Source organism: Microbulbifer sp. TYP-18, assembly GCF_040932045.1.
Classification (GTDB): domain Bacteria; phylum Pseudomonadota; class Gammaproteobacteria; order Pseudomonadales; family Cellvibrionaceae; genus Microbulbifer.
In genome coordinates this window covers 137885-155565 of the sequence record NZ_JBFRBC010000006.1, presented here as the reverse complement: position 1 = coordinate 155565, position 17681 = coordinate 137885, and the positions used below count along the sequence as shown (strand labels likewise).

The window sequence follows — 17681 nt, the reverse complement described above, 5'->3', positions numbered from 1 at the left end:
ACGCGGAGACATGGAAAACCGCATCAAGGATCAGCAATTGGATCTGTTCGCGGGCCGCACTTCCTGCCACCGCTGGTGGCCGAATCAGTGGCGGCTACTGCTCTCGGCATTAGCCTGGATACTGTTCGAAGAGTTGCGAGAACAGCTCAAGAATACGCCGCTGGCAAAAGCGTCGGTTGGCACCTTACGCAATCGCTTGATCAAGGTCGCAGCTGTGGTGATTAAAAACACACGGCGCCTGCGGTTCCTGCTACCGACGTCAATGCCAGACAGAGAAATCTTCTGCAAGGCAGCGGCGAGACTGGTGCCTATATAGGTGAAAGAGTGCTGCTCCGGCACGGAATAAAGAATGGGGTAAGGGGCAATTGCGCCCGGCAGAACTGGAACTGGTTGCGTTGTAGTCGAGTAGATCAATTAGTGACCTATGGTCGCGGATCTTCGAGAGTCAGAAGAAAATACTGTGCTCTAGGCTGGATCATGAAATATCCGGGCTAGCCCAGGCGATTGCTCGGGTAACTCGCAAGTTTGAGAGCAATAGAAAGGGGTTGGTGGTGCATTATATTGGTATCAAAACCAATATATACAAAGCGCTGAAGAATTTCGATGGCAGACATACTGGCAAGTTTGAAGATATCGTGGCATCTATTGTAGACGTGTGCAATTACCTGTATTCACTCAACCGAGCTGTTCACCACTTGGACAGCAGTAATTACGTTAGCGGCGATCCAGTGTGCTAGCTGGACTGCCTGAATGAAATGGAGCATGTGGGGAATTTCAAGCAGCATCGGATGGCTTAGGTGGTACGATTTTGCTTGTGTAAGTTGTCAATAAACTCAGATGCTGAGAAATACTATTGTAGTAACACGCAGGAAATCGGCACCGGGTCAGATAGGTGTCTAAGAGGGCAACCCAGGATAGACTTTTGGGTAGCTCTTTATGCCGAAACACCTATTTGACCCATTGCTCCGGCTCAAAAGGCCACTTCCTCCACTTCCCGGACCGCCGGCTCAATTTCTGAACGGGAGGCCTTGGCGACCAGTGCTTCGACACTGACGGACTCTTTATTGACACCACCAAAAGCGGCGAGCAGATCTTGGAGCATGGCGGAGATTTCAAGGGTCATCACCGCAAATTCCGTATCGAAACGCTGTGCCGCATCCTCACTGTCGACACTGTCCGCTTTTTCCAATAGCTTATCGCTGAACTTAACGCGCTTGAGGGCAAGCTGCTCATCTGCCAGGAACTCCACCCCACCGCGCCATACCAGGCCGAGTTTATAGACCTGCAGTCCGGCCACCAGGTGGTTGTGAATCTCTTCGGCACACAGCTCCTGGTTTTTGCAACGAATAACACTGCCACTGTCTTTGGGGTCGCGCAGCTCACACTCGTGCCCAAACTCAAAGTGTGCGGGTGCTTCTGTCGCGGTAAGCCAATGGGTCATCGCCTGTTGGGGCAGGTTTTTTGCCGAGAGCGGTATGACGGCGAGGCTGCTGATGGCTTCGCGCAAATTCTCCAGCATTTCCTCTGCCGCAGAGGCGGATGAAGCATCCACAACGATCAGGCCCTCATCGGGGGCGATATATGCATATTGCAGGCGGGAGCGGGCAAAGGCCCTGGGGCGCATCTCCAGCAGTACATCGTCCTTGAGGTTTTGGCGCTCTTTGCGGCCCACCCGGCGGGCCTCTCTCTCGTAAATACCCTGTGCCAGCTCTTCCACCTTTTCATTGACCACGGCTGCGGGAAGAACCTTCTCCTGCTTTTTGGCACAGATCATTAAATAGCCGTTGGTGGCGTGCACCAGTTGACTGCCGTGACGGCCCAGGGGGGCCACCCAGCCATAGCGGGCACTGTCCTGGCTGCCACAGGGCGTGAACGCGAAGGCTTCCAGCAGTTCGCTCAACTTGTCGGCGTCCAGGGTGAATTCTTTGGTGAAACGATAGAGCCGGAGGTTTTTAAACCACATACATCAGGCCATCTGTTGTTGCGTTACATGGGTGGCAGGCAATTATGTAGCATCCCGCTTGGGTCAGCCAGTGGATTTTTAGCAGCTATTGGCCTGCCACCAGCCTATGGGGTTCCTCAATTCGCGGGCTAAGGGGAGGGCGGCGCGGTCTTGGTGTCATCATTCAGCGATACAGCTCACATTGTATAAAATTTGGACGGGTGGATTAGACTAACTGGGACTGGCTGGATAAGCTAAACCCCGGGAAGCACCGGATTTGCGGGGTTTTTACATGCTGCCTGGGACAGTGCTTTAGCAAGGGGCGGGCCTGCGGCGCCCCCTGGATTGTATTGCTGCGCTGGTCAAGGACAAGCAGCCTTGACCTTCGGGCAACACCTTGCCAAGGGACGCCACGGGTTCCGCTGAGGGAGTACTGAATTAACCGGAGGCACCTTGGCAGATTGTTGAAAAAGCCCTCCCTGGCTTTCCTCAGCCCGGGTTTGCGGCGCATGTCTGCAAGCCCTCCACGACAAATCAAGCAGTTACATGCTTGATTTGTGGTCCAAACATTCCTGTTCGGGGCAGTAGGCTGCAGAAAATACTTATTCAACAGCCTGCTAGAAGGCAATGACTTGTTTTCAAAAGCTCGCCTTTTAGGCATTGGAGGAATCCACTAGTTTATATTTCCATACCTGAAGTTTTCTTCTGCCCAGGAATTTTTTCACAAGGATATTTAACTTTTAGTCATTCAATAAACCCACTCCTGGATAAAGTCACCAGGATTATAAAACTACCGGGAGACAATTTCCTGCAGGCTCAGTTTTGGTAACGGCAGGGTGATGGTGGTGTTAGGAAGGGCTTTGTTCTGCATAAAAAGCTGCATATTTTCCAATACTTCGGGTGACGACATAAACAAGTTGTGCCCGCCATACACCACCTTTACCTGGGTCAGGTTGCTGAGGCCGCGTACCGCAGCTTTCTGTCCTTCAGGGTAGGTTCGCCCGTCCAGGGTGCCAGTAAATAATAAGGTAGGGATCGACGATTGCGGTGCGCTGCGAAAGGCATTCCCCAGGTCCAGTTTTTCATCCAGCCTGTTCAGCGCAGGCATCGGAAAATTCAGCCAGGTCCCCAGCAGGCTCGACTCGGCCTGTTGCGTCACCAGTCTCAGTCGCGCAGGAGTAATACCAGACGCCATGTCCATGGCCAGCGACATCAAGGAAAAACTTAGCGGCTTGTCCCGGAAAATACCGCGCTGCAGAACACCTGTCAGGGTGCGGGTGTTGCCTTTATCCAGTTCGTTGTAGGTGAGGATCAACATTGCCAGGTATTGGTTGGGATCGGCAATCATCATACCGGCCAGGCGCTGCATATGGTGTGCCTGAAACAGCATCTGCTGCTCACTAGCATCTTTTTTCGGGATGGCCAGCTTCAGAGGCGCCTCATGCAGACGTCGATGCACTCGTCTAACCAACGCGGGCAAATCGGCCACAGCGGATTTTAGGGGTTGCTGATCGATCACCTGCTGGACACGGGCAAAATAGGCATCTGTGCGAGCAGGCAATTTAACCGTCTGGTTCAGGCCTTCCGCACTGGCAAGGATGACTCTGTTAATCTGTTCGGGAAACAGTTTCATCGCTGAGAGTGCCAGATGGCTACCGTAGGAAATTCCCCACAGGTTAACCCGCCTGGCGTTCAGGTGCTGACGCAGGTCGTTGATATCCCACGCATTTTGCACGGTGGTGTATCCGTACACGTCGATACCCTGTTCCCGCCACCTGGCCAGGCATTCGCGCGCCGCCTGTTGATATCCCTGGACAAATGCTTTCGCAGTGACCACTTCTTTTAAGGGGATAGTGACGGAAGAATCACATCTTGGCGCCTTTTCCGACTCGCCGGTACCGCGTTGATCCAGTGCAATGACATCACCGAACTCCCGCATCGCCATAAACAGTGGAAAGCGCCTCCACTTGGCCGTTCCTATCCCCGAGCCGCCGGGTCCTCCCGCCAGGTAGACCATGGGCGGCCCCTGGAGGTCACCGGTAGCAGCAAAGCGCACATAATTAATGCGGATTTTTCGGCTTTGTGGATTGTTGCGGTTCTCGGGTACCCAGAAATGGCCTGAGAAGGCCTCTGTACTTTGCCCATCATTGGCAGTAAAGGTTATGGGGGTTTCGTTGGCGTAAGTCCGGGTTTCGGCCGATTCGGAATGGTCCTCCGAGGCCAGGGCGCTCAGCGTAGATATGGCCAGGGTTGTGGCTACTAAAGAACCTACAAATCGCATACTATGACTCCTTATCAATGGGTGAAGCCATTAGGTCGTATGCATCGCCCCGATGCCCACCGTTATTCGCCGAGCGGGCGGTTTTACCGGCCTGTACCGTTAAGCGGTAGCGTTTTTTCGATGAACGGCTACAAGGGAAGATGTTGAAATCAGGTCTTTTTGGTCCCTGGCAGTATCTGCTATGGCTGCTGCTATGGATGAGCCCCCTCAGTAGCCTGGCCGAGGTTCCCATCCCCTTTGATGCTGCGCCTATTGTCCGCGTCTGCGAACCTATGGATATACCGGAAGGGGTGCCGGATTTTGACGACCCGGGATGTAGGGATTTACCCCTCTATCAGGTTAACCCCCAACACACCTATTTGTGGCTCAGGCTCACCTTCGATCGCAGTTCGCACTGGCGGCGGCTCACTCCGCCTTACGGGGTGTTTGTGTTGGGCAAGGCGGCCAGCCGGGTCTATCTCAACGGTCAATTATTGGGCAATAATGGCACGCCTGCGGCTGACAAGCGGGAAGTTCCCGGCACCATGGATAAGGTGTTCTATCTGCCCGAAGCTCTGCTCAAGGACACAGGCAATGAACTGATTCTGGAGTTGTCTGGACAGCATAGCCTGGTCGAACTGGGCTACCCCCTGCACTTTATCGGCTTTGGTCACTACCATGACCCCAGGCTTTTCGTGCAACAATACAGGGGGGTGGGGCTGATTTTGACCGGCGCCTTTTTGCTTGGCGCCCTGTATTTCTTAACCGTCAGCTTTGGCCGGCATGGGCATCGCCACCAGAAGTTGTTTGGGGCCATGTGTCTGATAGCCGCACTACAACTGCTGGCGGAAATGTCCCGGGGCCTGGTCCCCTATAGCTACCCCTGGCACGACGTGCGCCTGGTCACAGTCACCGCTCTGTCACTGCTGTTTGGCATGTCGATCCTGGTTTACAGCTCCTACAAAACCATGGCTGATCATGCCCTGCACTGGATCTATGGGGGTTTGCTGGTTACGGTCACGGTTATTATGCTGGCTCCGGGCTTTGATAGTAAAACCACCGCGGGTGTGTTTTTTCCCCTGCTGGTCAGTCTGATACAGCTGCTGATTGTGTGGCGCCGCCAGCGGCAAAATGCCTGGCTGGGCTGGTTCCTGGTGCAGCTTCTGGTTGCTATTACCATCGTAGCCAATAAAGGCAGCTTTCATGAAATCATGCATTTCCTGATCATTGCACTGTTTCTAGTATATTTGTTTGTGCAACAGGCAAAGGAATATCGCCTTCAACAACAGCAAAGTAAGGACGACCAACAACTGATTGCCAAACTGGAATATAAACTGGCCCAGAACAGCCAATCCGACACACCAGCGCGCCTGGAAGTCAGCTCCGCGGGGAAAACCCTTTGGGTGTCGGTCAGCGACATTCTTTACTGCAAAGCGGCCGGCGATTACGTGGAATTACACCTGGTGGAGCAGGGTGAAAAACTCTATTCAGGCAGTCTAAAACAACTCGAGACTGAACTGCCCGATACCTTTATCCGGGTACACCGCTCTTTTCTGGTAAACCTTGAGCAGGTGGTGACACTTAGCAGAAAAACTGCCAGCGAATCCGGTGGCTACCATCTTCAGCTTACTGATGGGCAGGCTATTCCAGTCAGTCGCAGGCTGATGCCCGCAGTCAGGAGTTCGTTAAAGCAAGAAAGTGCTGTCGGGTTGGTTTGTGCCCAATAGCAGGCATGGGGTTCACCTAACCTGGGTAATTCACCAAAACTTTTTTGTGATTAGACCGTAATGGGTGGCGCAGCTTGTATTTTCTGATAGAGTAATAACGCCGGGAAACTGTAAAGTCTTAATTTTTATTAATCTATTTAAAAGAGCAGTCATCATAAGAGCATCTGCTGTTTATCTTATTTAATCGAAGCTCAAGGTTAGAAGAGAACCTGAAAAGGAATTTCTTTTCTAAGAATACAGTACCAATTCGATTAAATAATATTCATTGATGTATATTTAAAGAAATTCGAAAAAATTTGACAGGAAATTTCTTTGTCTCGCTAATCGTCTTGTTATTAGTCCAGCCAGATAAACTACAAGGGTTCATGCTCAGGTAGTTTAAAAAATACTGACAGGATTAACCATCGGATTCAAAATTGAACGGTGGGGTGATATTCATTAGGTCTTGCGCACCTTTATGAGGATTATTTCAATGAATGCAATTTCTTTACGCACAATATGCCTATTATTTGGCTCAGCGCTTTGCCTGTTGTCAATTGGCCAGAGTGAAGCCAAGGATAATGAGCTGGTCGGTATGTGGGAAGGAAAGCGTATTGCGGGACCGGAAATTCAGGGTGATATTATTATTACACGCGAATCGGACCGCTGGCGGATCGATTTATCCGGTTATAATCTGTCAATCCCACTACGGGAGGGTAAACGCAGTACTGAATTATCTTTCAGTATTCCAGGCGGGTTAGGCTCCTTTAATGGAAAACTTGACCCTGCAAGCCATCAGGTCAGGGGCTATTGGACTCAGCCAAGCACGATCAATAACGGAATGCCTTATGCCTCACCGGTGATATTAACGCCTGACAGTGACAATAGGTGGCGTGGGAAAATAGTTCCTATGCCAGATGAATTTTCTGTATTTTTACCTGTTTGGGAGAGGGAAGATGGGGCCCTGGGCGCTTTCTTTCGCAATCCTGATCGCGGCTTTGGTGTGTTTTACAATGTTGACCGAGTGGAACGAAAGGGCGATTCAGTCCGCTGGCTGGGCCGGTTCTTTCGTGACAAGAAGGAAACTGTCCTTGTCGAAGCACAGTATCAACCGGGTCGTATGTCTGTAGATATTCGCGGTAATCTTTATGACCTTAGATTAACCCCAGATGATAACCATAGTCATTTTTATGCGCGCGGGAAAAATCCAGAACCATATGACTATATTCCACCACCTGAAATCCCTGGAGATGGCTGGTCTGTAAGCAGCCTTGGGGCCGAGAAAATCAGCGAGCAGGGAATCTCCAATTTTATCGAGCAGGTCATATTGCCGGCTGCTGATTCGATTGATGACCCATATATTCATGGAGTGCTAATCGCAAGGTCAGGTAGGCTGGTTCTGGAAGAATATTTTCATGGATTCCACAGAAATAAAGCTCATGACACACGCTCTGCCAGTAAAAGCCTCGCCAGTGTGCTTGTCGGGGCTGCCATTCACAATGGAATAGATTTGGAGTTGGGAGATCCTGTGTTTGTTCAAAAGGTTTTAGGCAAAGAAGCGGAGGGAGTTGTCGGTGTGGATCCGCGCCGCCAAAGAATAACATTGGAACACCTGCTGACTATGTCATCCGGGCTGGATTGTGATGATAGTGATGCTTCCTCAAAAGGTAATGAAGACACTATGCAATCACAACAAGAACAAAATGACTGGTATCGTTATACAGCGCATTTGGATATGGTTAGGGAACCTGGTGAGAAAGCAGTCTATTGTTCAGGTGGGATCAATCTGGTGGGAGCGGTTCTGGCAGCTGCCAGTGGGCGTAGCATAGAGGAGCTATTCTTCGATTTCATAGCCAAGCCATTGCAGATTGATCACTACTATTTGAATCTCTCACCGACTGGGCAACCTTATTTGGGCGGGGGAATCTACTGGAAGCCGCGCGATTTCATGAAGCTGGGCCAACTGATGTTAAATAAAGGCATTTGGAATGGACAGCGTATAATCAGCGAGGATTTTGCAGAAGATTCAATTTCTACGAAATATAAAATGGCGAACAGGGGATATGGGTATGCATGGTGGATAACGCGTTACCCTTATAAAAATCGCCAAGTCGAGGCTTTTTTTGCCGGCGGTAATGGTGGTCAAATCGTGATGGGTATTCCAGACCTGGATTTGTTGGTAGCTTTTTACGCTGGAAACTACAGTCACAAGACTTTTCGTAAGATTCAGCAGGAATTTGTGCCTCAGTATATTTTACCTGCATTAAACTAAGGAACCCCTGAGTAATTCACTGACGTGAAACCTGACGTTGCATTGAATTCAGCATAGGTTCCCTAGCAGCCTGTTGTTCCGAACAGGGATGTTCGGGCCGCAAATCAAGTATATCACTGCTTGATTTGTCGTGGACGGTTTACGGACATGCGCCGCAAACCCGGGTTGAGGAAAGCCAGGGAGGGCTTTTTCAACAACCTGCTAGAAGTTCTTTTTTACTGTTCAAGCTCAGCAAGCCGAGTATCAATCTCGGCTATACTTTGAAAACCATCAGGCTTAAGCATGTGTTTGTGGGGGCTTGATCAGAGATTCAGCCGGAATACCCAAGCCTTCATGCAGCTTCCAGATCATTTTTAGCGTGAGCGAGCGTTTGTGATTAAGAATTTCATAGACTCTATTGCTCTTACCAATCATGGGCTCGAGGTCTTTCACTGTTAAACCTTTGCGCTCCATCTCAAACTTGATGGTCTCAACAGGATCAGGCAAATCCATAGGGAAATGCCTGGCCTCATAGGCTTCTATTAGCGTAACCATCACATCCAGCTTCTCACCTTCGGGAGTGTCAGGGTCTGCCATCATCAGGCTTTCAATTTCTTTCAATGCCGCTCGGTAGTCGGCATCCATTTTAATAGGTTTGATGTCCATAACTTTTACCTCTCGTTTCTACCTTTGGGGGCATTTAAATAGTTTGCACGTCAATCTTGTCATATTGCGCATCGGTATCGATAAATCGGATGTAAACCACACAATAGGCATAATTGATCCACACGACCAGTCGGTACTTGTTATTCGCAATGTTAAGTGACATTGGAGCGGTGGTGGCCTGAGTGCTTAGGTCCGGTTTACTTGAAACTGGGTGGTCAAGTCAGGTACAGGCGAGAGGATGTGCTGGAGTATGAGGCCAGTTGCTTGAGAAGGAGTACACTTGAAGCTGTTTGAGTGCTCATAGAGGGAAGCCCGCATTAACCCGCATGTTCTGTGAGTAAAATTGCGGGTCAAATAAAAAGCCCTAATGGCTGGTGAGGGCTCATTAGGGCTCTTTAAGGTGGTGGAGATGGCGGGAGTCGAACCCGCGTCCGTCAGCACTCTGCCAGAGGCTCTACATGCTTAGTTCCGTCTATTGATTTAACTCACGCAGCCCGGCGGGCAGGACGCAATGAGCGAGTCTGTAAAGTTTTAACCGATCCACTCCAAACAGGCTTCACGGCGATCCAGTTCTGTATTACAGCCGACAGCGCGGTACTGGAACCTTGCTGGCGACCGCTAGCGGGCTTAAGCCGCTAGAGCGTAGTTGTCGTCGTTGGCAACTATAAATTGCAGCTTTGGATTTACGTGATTGGCTGCCATCACGGCATGCACCCATGGTTTCGTCACCGGCGTCGAATCCAAGTCATCCCCGATGTGAACCTTGCGGCTTGGTGTCCATTATACCTCAATTGGCGGCGGGGCGAACTGGCGGACAAGGCCCAATTTGCCCCGCGGGTCACATTTTACAGGAGGGTTTGTACAAAGGCTGCCAAAATCAGCAGCGGACAGACGACGCGCACATACCAGGGCCAGATTTTCCAGAACAGGGTCTGCTCTATGTTTTCGTGGCCCTTGCGCAGTTCCTGCAGCAGCTGGTCCCGCCGCCATATCCAGCCGGCGAAGATGCACAGGGATACCCCCAGCAGCGGCTGCCCATACTCGGTACTGATGCTGATGACGAGCCCGAAAAGGGCGTCGAAATTGAAGATAATGACACTGCTGATGGCAAAGATGATCAGGCCCACCAGCAGGGTGGCGCTGCGGCGGGGCAGCTTCAGGTTCTCGATGGAGAAGGCCACGGGGACCTCCAGCATGGAGATGGAGGAGGTGAGGGAGGCGATGGTCATCAGGGCGAAGAAGGCTAGGGCCACAACCAGACCGATGGTACCCATCGAGTCAAACAGGGCCGGCAGTACCTGCAGGATCAGGCCCGGGCCGGCAATGAGGCTGCCGTCGTCGGCGAAGATCTGGGTGCCCGCCTCCTGGGCCACGTACATGGCCGGCAGGATCAGCAGCCCCGCGGTGAAGGCGATACCGACATCTATCAGGGTAACCAGTACCCCCAGGCGTGGCAGGCTCTCCTGCTGGCTGAGGTAGGACCCATAGATCAGCATGGTGCCCACACCCAGGGACAGGGAAAAGAAGGCCTGGCCCATGGCGGACAGCAGCAGTTCCGGTGAAACCTGGCTGAAATCCGGCATGAGGTAGACCTGCAGCCCGATAATGGCGCCCGGCTGGGTCAGTACATACATGATCAACAGCAGTAACAGGATGATCAGCGAGGGCATCAGGAGCGTGGACCAGCGCTCGATACCTTTTTCCACCCCACTGGCGATGATCAGCATGGTGAGCCCGCTGAAAATCGCGGTAAAGGTCATATTGCGTGCGGTACTGCTGCTGGTAAGCCAGTCGGCCGTGCTGCTGGCGCCGATCAGGGTAGCGAATGGCTCCGCCAGGTGGGCGACCATCCAGCCGGCCACGATGGCATAAAAACTCAGGATCAGCGAAGCGATCAGGATGCCGCCAAATCCGGTGAGGTTGGCGAAAAACCGGCTGACTGGCCCGGTGGAAATCTCCCGCAGGGCTTGCACCATATTGCGGCGGGCGTGACGACCGATGGTCAGTTCGGCCATTAGCGCCGGGTAGGCGAGGACGAACGCGAGCAGCAGGTAGATGACAACGAAGGCGGCGCCGCCGTTGCTGGCGGCCTTGGTGGGGAATCCCCAGATGTTGCCGAGGCCCACGGCGGAGCCAGCCGCGGCCATCAGGAAGCCGACGTTGGAGCTGAATTGTCCTCTGGGTGCACTCATGAGAAATCCTGTAATTATGTTCTTGTAAGCGGTTTACCTGTGGTCAGCGGTGCGTCGCGCGCATCAGGCGTTGTTTTTCGCGATTCCAGTCGCGTTCTTTTTCCGTTTCGCGCTTGTCGTGGCTGGCCTTGCCCTTGGCCAGGGCAATTTCACATTTGATCAAGTGCTTTTTCCAATAGAGTGCTGTGGCGACCACTGTGTGTCCCTTTTGTTCCACAGCGGCGATGAGCCTGGACAGCTCGCGCTTGTTCAGCAGCAGCCTTCTGGTGCGGTCCGGCTCGGTGACGAAATGGGTGGAGGCGCTGGGCAGGGGCTGTATGCGCGCGCCGAGCAGCCAGGCCTCGCCACGCTTGAAAATAACGTAGCTGTCGGTGAGCTGGGCCTTGCCCTCGCGGCAACTTTTTACCTCCCAGCCCTGCAGTTCCAGGCCGGCCTCGAACCTGTCCTCAATGAAGTAGTCGTGCCGGGCCTTCTTGTTGAGGGCGATGGTATTCGAGGGTGCGCTTTTCTTTTTGGCCATGAAAACAACGATTGCCTAGATGAAACTGTAACCGAAGAAATTGATTGCGACGGTGTTGATAAAGATCAGCAGCAGGATCAATGGGATGAAGCTGCCCAGAGAGAAGTTGACGTACTTCTGGGATAGCGAGCCCATGAAACCCGTGTCCCCCTCCTGCAATTCCAGGTCCAGATTGCTCTTTTTCCATTTGTAAATCACAAACAGGCACACCAGTAGGCCGTTGAGCGGCAGAATGGTGTTGTAGAAAATCAGTTCAACCAGGTCGAAGAAGGATTTATCGCTGCCGGCGAGATGGATGAAATTGGTGAACCAGTCAACCATACCGAAGGAAACTGCGCAGGCTATGGCGAGCACCAGTTGTACTGCGGCGATCACGTAAATCGCTTTTTTGCGCTCCATGCCGCGCTCGTCGCGCAGGGTCGCCACCGGCACCTCGATAATGGATACCAGGGAGGTGAGTGCCGCAACCAGCACCAGAAAGAAGAATACCGCAGCGAAGATGCTGGCACCCAGGTAGCCGATATTTTCCTGCAGGGCCAGGAATATCTTCGGCAGGAACAGGAAGATCATGCCGGCGGAGGAGTCGCTCAGCTCGGTGGGGTCTATCTGCGGATTAAAGTGGAAGATACTGGGCAGAATCAGCAGACCCGCGGAAAAGGCTACCAGGGTGTCGGTGAGCGCAACGACTTTGGCGGAGCCGGGGATGGAGTCCTTGCGCTTCATGTAGGAGCCGTAGGTGATCATGATGCCCATGCCCATGCCCAGAGACAGGGAGAAGAATGCCTGGGACATGGCGTTCTTGACGACTTCCGCATTCAGTTTGGAAAAGTCCGGAACCAGGTAGTATTTGACCCCCAAAATAGCGTTTTCCTGCGTCAGCACGAAAGTGGCGAGGCCGATGAGCATCACGAACAAAGTGGGCATCAGGGTCTTGGCGGCGCGCTCGATTCCGTCTTTTACCCCCAGGGCGAGAATACCGTTGATCGCCAGCATCAGCACAAGCAGGTAAACAAATACCACCGGTGAGTTGATAAACTGACCGAAGTAGGCTTCGGTGGCGAGCATATCGAGGTTGCCGGTCAGGGTTTCGATCAGGTAGCCGAGGACCCAGACAGTTACCACCAGGTAGAAGACAGCGATCATGAAGGGGGTTATCAGGGCCAGCCAGCCGGGCAGGCTCCACAGGCGGGAACCGCCGGAGAGCTGGCGGTAGGCACCTACCGGGTCCTTGTCAGTTTTGCGGCCAAGGGCCAGTTCCGCCATCATGACCGGCAGACAGATAAACAGGACAAACAGGGCGTAGACCAGCAGGAAGGCGCCGCCGCCGCTTTTTGTGGCGGCCACCGGGAATGCCACCAGATTGCCGATTCCTACAGCGGAACCCGCCGCGGCCAGAATAAAACCCAGTCGGGATCCAAAGTGCTCTCTTGCTGCTGCCATAGTTCTCGCGCCTGCCTGTTATTCTTTTGCCCCGGGGGCAATCTGGGGGCCGCTATGGTTTGTATTTGAGCTTGCGGCCGATTAAAAGTGCGATTGTTACAGGAATTGCCTTGCTTGAGTAGCGCCCCCTGGCAAAATTGGGGTTTGTCCCTGCGGCAGGGCCGGATTGTTACCTGATAGCGGAAGTGAACCAAAAATGGCACAAATAGAGCGCAGTGCGCTGGTGATGTACAGCGCCGAGCAGATGTTCGACCTGGTTAACGATGTGGCCAGTTATCCGCAATTTCTGCCGGGTTGCCGTGGAGCCGAAATTTTGTACAGCGATGAGCATACGCTGGAAGCGCGTCTGGATCTGGCCCGGGCGGGTATCCGCCAGAGTTTTGTGACCCGCAATCAGCTGCGGCGTCCCGAGCGGATGCTCTTGAGCCTGGTGGATGGGCCCTTCGCGGATTTTTCCGGTTTCTGGCAGTTTACGCCCCTGGCGGAGAGCGCCTGCCGGGTGACCTTTTCACTGGCATTCAGTATGAAAAACCGCCTGGTTGCAGCGGCGGCTGGCAAACTGTTCAGCGACCTCGCCAACCAGATGGTGGATGCCATGTGCGAGCGCGCAGCGCGTGTTTACGGTGAGGCGTCATGACTGAGCTGAAAACCATAGCGGTGGAAGTGGTCTACGCGCTGCCCCATGAGCAGCGTCTGGTGCGATTGCTGGTCGCGCCGGGTACCACGGCCCAGGAGGCGCTGCTGCGTTCGGGCATTCCGGAGGAGTATCCAGAGGTGGATGCAAATACGGCCCGGCTGGGCATCTTCGGCCAGGCGCTGGGTACCAGGGGGCTGGCACCGGCGGACCAGTATGTTCTGCAACCGGGGGACCGGGTGGAAGTCTATCGCCCGCTGATCGCGGACCCAAAGGAGGCGCGCCGGCGGCGGGCGGAGAAAGCCAGGGGGGGCTGAGGGCCGGTTTACTGGGGCCAGTCCGCCGGCTGCCAGTCACCGCTGGTAGCGATCAGTATGTCGCCGTTGAAGAACACGGAGAAGTTCTTCTCGGTGACCCTGCCGCGGGGATCGCGCACCCGGTTGACGTAATCCCAGCGGTCGGCGTTAAAAGTATCCTCCAGCAGCGGGGTACCCAGTACAAAGCGCACCTGACGGCGGGTCATGCCGGGCTTGAGCTGATCCACCATTTCCTGGGTGACTATGTTGCCCTGCTGTATGGGAATGCGGTGCACGCCCGGGAACTTGATCAGGCTGCATGCGCTGAGCAGCGCATACAGGCAGGTGATCAGGAGGATTTTCGCGATGGCTGGCATTGGTGACTCCATACTGTATCGCGGTGGCAATGGATCGCCGCCGCGGGCCCAGGGCTTTGTTTTTGTCGCTGGTAAACAGGGTAGTTCTTCGCGGGAGAAAAAAGTTCCCCCGGGACCGCCCGAGCTGCTCAATGGCCTCTTGGGGTTCCGCTGTATCCGCAGGCCGTGGATAATACCCGAAGAGGCGCACCGCTGACAGGCGGGGCGCGGCATACAATGGTCCGGCGGCACTTGGGTTGGCGAAAATCGGGCCCAACGGCGGACAAAAGGAACCCTGAGGGGGCAGGATATTCATGGCGAACGAGAATCAAGAACTGCGCAAGGCGGGGCTGAAGGTCACCCTGCCCAGGGTCAAGATACTGCAGCTGCTGGAGAGCGCCAGCGATCAGCACCTGAGCGCTGAAGACGTGTACAAGATGCTGCTGGAGGCGGGTGAGGACGTGGGCCTGGCCACTGTCTACCGGGTCCTGACCCAGTTTGAGAGTGCGGGCCTGGTGATGCGGCACAATTTCGACGGCGGCCACTCTGTGTTCGAGCTGGATCGGGGCGACCACCATGACCATATGGTGTGCACTGACACCGGCAAGGTGATCGAATTCCACAACGAGGAGATCGAGCAGCTGCAGAAACGGATTGCCGAAGAGCACGGCTATGAGCTTACCGGCCACAGCCTGGTGCTGTATGTAAAGGAAAAGAACGGTAAGAGCTGAACCGGCGCCCCCAGGGCGTCAGGCCCGGGTCAGCATTTCCCCGGCGTGAGCCAGCGACTGCTCGGTGGCCTCGCCGCCCAGCATGCGCGCCACTTCACCGCGGCGCTCGCCATCCCCCAGTTCCCGCAGCGACACCAGAGCCGCTTTTCCGCTGCTGTGCTTTTCCACCAGGTAGTGGCGGTGTGCCCGCGCGGCCACCTGGGCCAGGTGCGTCACGCAGATGACCTGGCCGCTGCGGTCGTTGCGGGATTCGCCCAGCTGGCGCAGCAGGCGGCCGACCACATCCCCGGTGGCACCGCCAATACCCACATCCACCTCGTCAAATACCAGGGTGGGGGTGCGGGAGGTCTGGGCGGTGACGACCTGAATGGCCAGGCTTACCCGAGACAGTTCGCCGCCGGAAGCGATTTTGCCCAGGGGTCGGGAGGGCTGGCCCGGGTTGGTGGCAATCAGAATTTCCACTTCTTCCAGGCCGGTGGCAGCGGGTTTTTCCAGGGGCTGCAGGGCCAGCTCCACCCGCGCGTGGGGCATGGCGAGGTCCGCCAGCTGGCGGTTGACCGATTGCGCAAGGGATTCTGCCGCTTTGGTTCTCAGGGCGCTCAGCCTGGTGGCCGTGTCGCGGTAGTGCCGCTCCAGGTTGGCGCAGGTCTCTGCCAGCTTGTCCAGGGCATCCGGGGTTCCCATCTCATCCAGTTCTGCCTGCAGCTGCTGTTGCAGTCCCAACAGCTCATCCGGCTGCACCCGATGCTTGCGCGCCGCCTGATAGATGGCGCTCAGGCGCTCCTCGACTTCGGCGAGACGCTCCGGGTCCATCTCGAAGCGGTCGATATGGCGGGAGAGGCTGCTACTGGCTTCATCCACCTGGATGCGGGCACCGTCGAGCATCTGCGCCACTTCGGCCAGTGCCGCCGGCTGTTCCGGCATGGCCGACAACAGCTGTAGCGCGCGATGGAGCTGTTCGGCGATATCCCCTTCACCCCCGTTCAGCAGGGCGGCCAGCTGATAGCTGCCGTTGAGGATCTGGCCGGCGTTGGCCAGCTGGCGCTGTTCACTTTCCAGCTGTGCTATCTCCTCCCCCTGCAGATCCAGTTGCTGCAGTTCCTCCAGTTGATATCGCAGCAATTGGCGCCGGGCCTCGGTTTCCTCGGCGCTGTCGGCGAGGCTGCGGTAGCGCTGGTAGTGGTCCCGCCAGCTTTTGTAGCGACTGCGGGTCTCGGCTGTCAGCTCCTGGGCCTGGGCGAATTCGTCCAGCAGGCGGCGGTGGGTATCCCTTTTCAGCAGCGACTGATGCTCGTGCTGGCTGTGAATATCAATCAGCTGCTCGCCGAGGGCGCGCAGTTGCAGCAGTGTCACCGGCTGTCCATTGATATAGGCGCGCGAGCGCCCGTCGGCGCCGATGGTGCGGCGCAGAATGACCTCGCTGCCGGTATCCAGTTCCTGTTCCTCGAGCCAGGCGGACGCCTCGGCGTGGCCGCTGATGTCGAAGGTCGCGTGGATATCCGCCCTGGGGGCGCCGGCGCGCACCAGTTCCGCACTGCCGCGGTCACCGAGCGCCAGCCCAAGGGCGTCCAGGGTGATGGACTTGCCCGCTCCCGTCTCACCGGTCAGGGCACTTGTGCCCGGGCCGAATTCCAGCTCCAGCTGGTCCACTAGGGTGAATTGGCTGATCGACAGGTGCAGCAACATAGAAACGGCTTCCCGTGGCTCTTGTTATCGTGAGCGGGCGGGGCGCCAGAACTGGGATAATCGCGCCGATCCGGCATCTCCGCCCCGCCGCCGACTAGTGGCTGTTTATACAGTATTTGTGCTGCCCCCGCCACCTTGGCGGCGCAGTGCCAAACAGCGCCAAAATACCCCTTGAAGATTGCGGATAAGGCCCCATATTGCACAGCAACGCCCACACTGGGGCAGATTTCCATGTAACTGACAATCCACGCGACGGAGACAGCAGTGGCCAGAGAGCGCAGCGAAGAAGACCAGATCGAACAGGGGGCGGCGGATACAGAGTCGCTTGGCGCGGACACAGATACGGCGGAGGAGAGTGTGGCTGCCGACCTCGAGGAGCCTACGGAGGAGGCGCAGCACCAGGCCGAAGAGGCCCTGCACGCGGCTTCGGAAAGCCCCGAGGCACTGCAGGAGGAGATCATCGGCCTGCGCGAACAGCTGGCTATACAGAAGGACCTGGCCATAAGGGCGCAGGCGGAGGCGCAGAATGCCCGCCGCCGCGCACAGCAGGATGTGGAAAAGGCGCACAAGTTCGCGGTCGAGCGATTGCTGCAGGATCTGTTGCCGGTGGTGGACAACCTGGAGCGGGCGCTCACCAGCATCGATGTGGACGACGAGGCCAACAAGGCGGTGGTGGAGGGCATTGAACTCACCCACAAGTCCTTTTTGGACACCCTGAACAAGTTTTCGGTGGAGGTGGTGGACCCGGTGGGGGAGCCTTTCGACCCGGAGTTGCACCAGGCCATGACCCAGATACCCAATGGTGATGTAGAGCCAAACACGGTGCTGGAGGTGTTCCAAAAGGGGTATCGGCTCAACGGTCGCCTGGTGCGTCCGGCATTGGTGGTGGTCAGCAAGGCGCCCTAGGCGAATCTGTGGTGCGGCCTTGATTTTTACCGGCCGGCACCAATATAGCTGACATCAGAGGATTTATTCGCGCACGGCAGACAGAACAGAAGTGG

The 17681-nt window shown here is 55.3% G+C and carries 16 protein-coding genes, 1 other RNA gene and 1 pseudogene; 8 read left to right on the top strand and 10 right to left on the bottom strand.

Annotated elements, in window-relative coordinates; translation table 11 throughout:
* On the top strand, positions 1 to 316 hold a 316-nt coding region (locus ABVT36_RS08070), incomplete at its 5' end, for a transposase (RefSeq protein ID WP_368456095.1).
* A gap of 654 nt (positions 317 to 970) precedes the next feature.
* Here ABVT36_RS08070 and rdgC read toward each other — a convergent pair.
* On the bottom strand, positions 971 to 1963 hold the full coding sequence (gene rdgC / locus ABVT36_RS08065) for a recombination-associated protein RdgC (RefSeq protein WP_368456094.1): 993 nt from the start codon (positions 1961 to 1963) through the stop codon (positions 971 to 973).
* A 769-nt stretch (positions 1964 to 2732) separates the two neighbouring features.
* Entirely contained in the window at positions 2733 to 4223 is a 1491-nt protein-coding gene (locus ABVT36_RS08060) for an alpha/beta fold hydrolase (RefSeq protein WP_368456093.1), read from the bottom strand.
* A gap of 197 nt (positions 4224 to 4420) precedes the next feature.
* Here ABVT36_RS08060 and ABVT36_RS08055 point away from each other — a divergent pair, with 197 nt between their 5' ends.
* Entirely contained in the window at positions 4421 to 5929 is a 1509-nt protein-coding gene (locus ABVT36_RS08055; RefSeq protein WP_368456092.1) for a LytTR family DNA-binding domain-containing protein, read from the top strand.
* A gap of 472 nt (positions 5930 to 6401) precedes the next feature.
* Positions 6402 to 8180, top strand: coding sequence for a serine hydrolase domain-containing protein (locus ABVT36_RS08050; RefSeq protein ID WP_368456091.1), 1779 nt, complete (start codon positions 6402 to 6404; stop codon positions 8178 to 8180).
* Positions 8181 to 8456: 276 nt separating this feature from the next.
* On the opposite strand, the gene ABVT36_RS08045 is transcribed toward ABVT36_RS08050, so the two are convergent.
* The 6 genes and pseudogenes from ABVT36_RS08045 to ABVT36_RS08020 form a co-directional block, all read right to left on the bottom strand.
* A complete protein-coding gene (locus ABVT36_RS08045; RefSeq protein ID WP_368456090.1) occupies positions 8457 to 8825 on the bottom strand; it encodes a type II toxin-antitoxin system HigA family antitoxin in 369 nt (122 codons plus the stop codon).
* Between the two features lie 34 nt (positions 8826 to 8859).
* Positions 8860 to 8979, bottom strand: a pseudogene (locus ABVT36_RS08040) (type II toxin-antitoxin system HigB family toxin); the annotation flags it as partial.
* A 247-nt stretch (positions 8980 to 9226) separates the two neighbouring features.
* Positions 9227 to 9578, bottom strand: a transfer-messenger RNA (tmRNA) gene (gene ssrA, locus ABVT36_RS08035).
* A 92-nt stretch (positions 9579 to 9670) separates the two neighbouring features.
* A complete protein-coding gene (locus ABVT36_RS08030; protein WP_368456089.1) occupies positions 9671 to 11017 on the bottom strand; it encodes a sodium-dependent transporter in 1347 nt (448 codons plus the stop codon).
* A gap of 43 nt (positions 11018 to 11060) precedes the next feature.
* Positions 11061 to 11537, bottom strand: a complete 477-nt coding sequence (gene smpB, locus ABVT36_RS08025; protein WP_368456088.1) for an SsrA-binding protein SmpB — start codon at positions 11535 to 11537, stop codon at positions 11061 to 11063.
* A gap of 15 nt (positions 11538 to 11552) precedes the next feature.
* Positions 11553 to 12977, bottom strand: coding sequence for a sodium-dependent transporter (locus ABVT36_RS08020; protein ID WP_368456087.1), 1425 nt, complete (start codon positions 12975 to 12977; stop codon positions 11553 to 11555).
* A 196-nt stretch (positions 12978 to 13173) separates the two neighbouring features.
* Between ABVT36_RS08020 and ABVT36_RS08015 the strand changes: the two genes are divergently transcribed.
* Positions 13174 to 13614 (top strand): type II toxin-antitoxin system RatA family toxin, encoded by a 441-nt coding sequence (locus ABVT36_RS08015; protein WP_367151769.1) that lies wholly within the window; start codon positions 13174 to 13176, stop codon positions 13612 to 13614.
* A complete protein-coding gene (locus ABVT36_RS08010; RefSeq protein WP_368456086.1) occupies positions 13611 to 13928 on the top strand; it encodes an RnfH family protein in 318 nt (105 codons plus the stop codon). The genes ABVT36_RS08015 and ABVT36_RS08010 overlap by 4 nt, the downstream gene beginning before the upstream one ends.
* Positions 13929 to 13936: 8 nt before the next feature.
* Here ABVT36_RS08010 and ABVT36_RS08005 read toward each other — a convergent pair whose 3' ends face one another.
* Complete coding sequence (locus tag ABVT36_RS08005; RefSeq protein WP_367151771.1) at positions 13937 to 14284, bottom strand: outer membrane protein assembly factor BamE; 348 nt, start codon at positions 14282 to 14284, stop codon at positions 13937 to 13939.
* On the opposite strand from ABVT36_RS08005, the gene ABVT36_RS08000 reads away from it, so the two are divergent.
* The gene (locus ABVT36_RS08000) at positions 14274 to 14480 is read left to right on the top strand and encodes a hypothetical protein (RefSeq protein ID WP_367151773.1); all 207 of its coding nucleotides are present in this window, start codon (positions 14274 to 14276) and stop codon (positions 14478 to 14480) included. The two genes, ABVT36_RS08005 and ABVT36_RS08000, sit on opposite strands and share 11 nt — an antisense overlap.
* A 97-nt stretch (positions 14481 to 14577) precedes the next feature.
* On the top strand, positions 14578 to 14994 hold the full coding sequence (gene fur, locus ABVT36_RS07995; RefSeq protein WP_367151774.1) for a ferric iron uptake transcriptional regulator: 417 nt from the start codon (positions 14578 to 14580) through the stop codon (positions 14992 to 14994).
* 18 nt (positions 14995 to 15012) lie between these two features.
* Here the strand turns inward: fur and recN are convergent, their stop codons facing one another.
* Positions 15013 to 16680, bottom strand: a complete 1668-nt coding sequence (gene recN / locus ABVT36_RS07990; RefSeq protein WP_368456085.1) for a DNA repair protein RecN — start codon at positions 16678 to 16680, stop codon at positions 15013 to 15015.
* A 264-nt stretch (positions 16681 to 16944) separates the two neighbouring features.
* On the opposite strand from recN, the gene grpE reads away from it, so the two are divergent.
* Positions 16945 to 17586 carry a nucleotide exchange factor GrpE gene (grpE, locus tag ABVT36_RS07985; RefSeq protein ID WP_367151777.1) on the top strand — a complete coding sequence of 214 codons (642 nt, stop codon included), beginning with the start codon at positions 16945 to 16947 and terminating at the stop codon, positions 17584 to 17586.
* The last annotated feature ends 95 nt before the right edge of the window (positions 17587 to 17681 follow it).

Coding starts and splice junctions, on each gene's coding strand:
- ABVT36_RS08050 (WP_368456091.1), top strand. CDS start 6,402: ATGAATGCAATTTCTTTACGCACAATATGCCTATTATTTGGCTCAGCG.
- ABVT36_RS08015 (WP_367151769.1), top strand. CDS start 13,174: ATGGCACAAATAGAGCGCAGTGCGCTGGTGATGTACAGCGCCGAGCAG.
- rdgC (WP_368456094.1), bottom strand. CDS start 1,963: ATGTGGTTTAAAAACCTCCGGCTCTATCGTTTCACCAAAGAATTCACC.
- ABVT36_RS08045 (WP_368456090.1), bottom strand. CDS start 8,825: ATGGACATCAAACCTATTAAAATGGATGCCGACTACCGAGCGGCATTG.
- ABVT36_RS08060 (WP_368456093.1), bottom strand. CDS start 4,223: ATGCGATTTGTAGGTTCTTTAGTAGCCACAACCCTGGCCATATCTACG.
- smpB (WP_368456088.1), bottom strand. CDS start 11,537: ATGGCCAAAAAGAAAAGCGCACCCTCGAATACCATCGCCCTCAACAAG.
- fur (WP_367151774.1), top strand. CDS start 14,578: ATGGCGAACGAGAATCAAGAACTGCGCAAGGCGGGGCTGAAGGTCACC.
- ABVT36_RS08055 (WP_368456092.1), top strand. CDS start 4,421: ATGAGCCCCCTCAGTAGCCTGGCCGAGGTTCCCATCCCCTTTGATGCT.
- ABVT36_RS08030 (WP_368456089.1), bottom strand. CDS start 11,017: ATGAGTGCACCCAGAGGACAATTCAGCTCCAACGTCGGCTTCCTGATG.
- ABVT36_RS08000 (WP_367151773.1), top strand. CDS start 14,274: ATGGCTGGCATTGGTGACTCCATACTGTATCGCGGTGGCAATGGATCG.
- ABVT36_RS08010 (WP_368456086.1), top strand. CDS start 13,611: ATGACTGAGCTGAAAACCATAGCGGTGGAAGTGGTCTACGCGCTGCCC.
- ABVT36_RS08020 (WP_368456087.1), bottom strand. CDS start 12,977: ATGGCAGCAGCAAGAGAGCACTTTGGATCCCGACTGGGTTTTATTCTG.
- recN (WP_368456085.1), bottom strand. CDS start 16,680: ATGTTGCTGCACCTGTCGATCAGCCAATTCACCCTAGTGGACCAGCTG.
- ABVT36_RS08005 (WP_367151771.1), bottom strand. CDS start 14,284: ATGCCAGCCATCGCGAAAATCCTCCTGATCACCTGCCTGTATGCGCTG.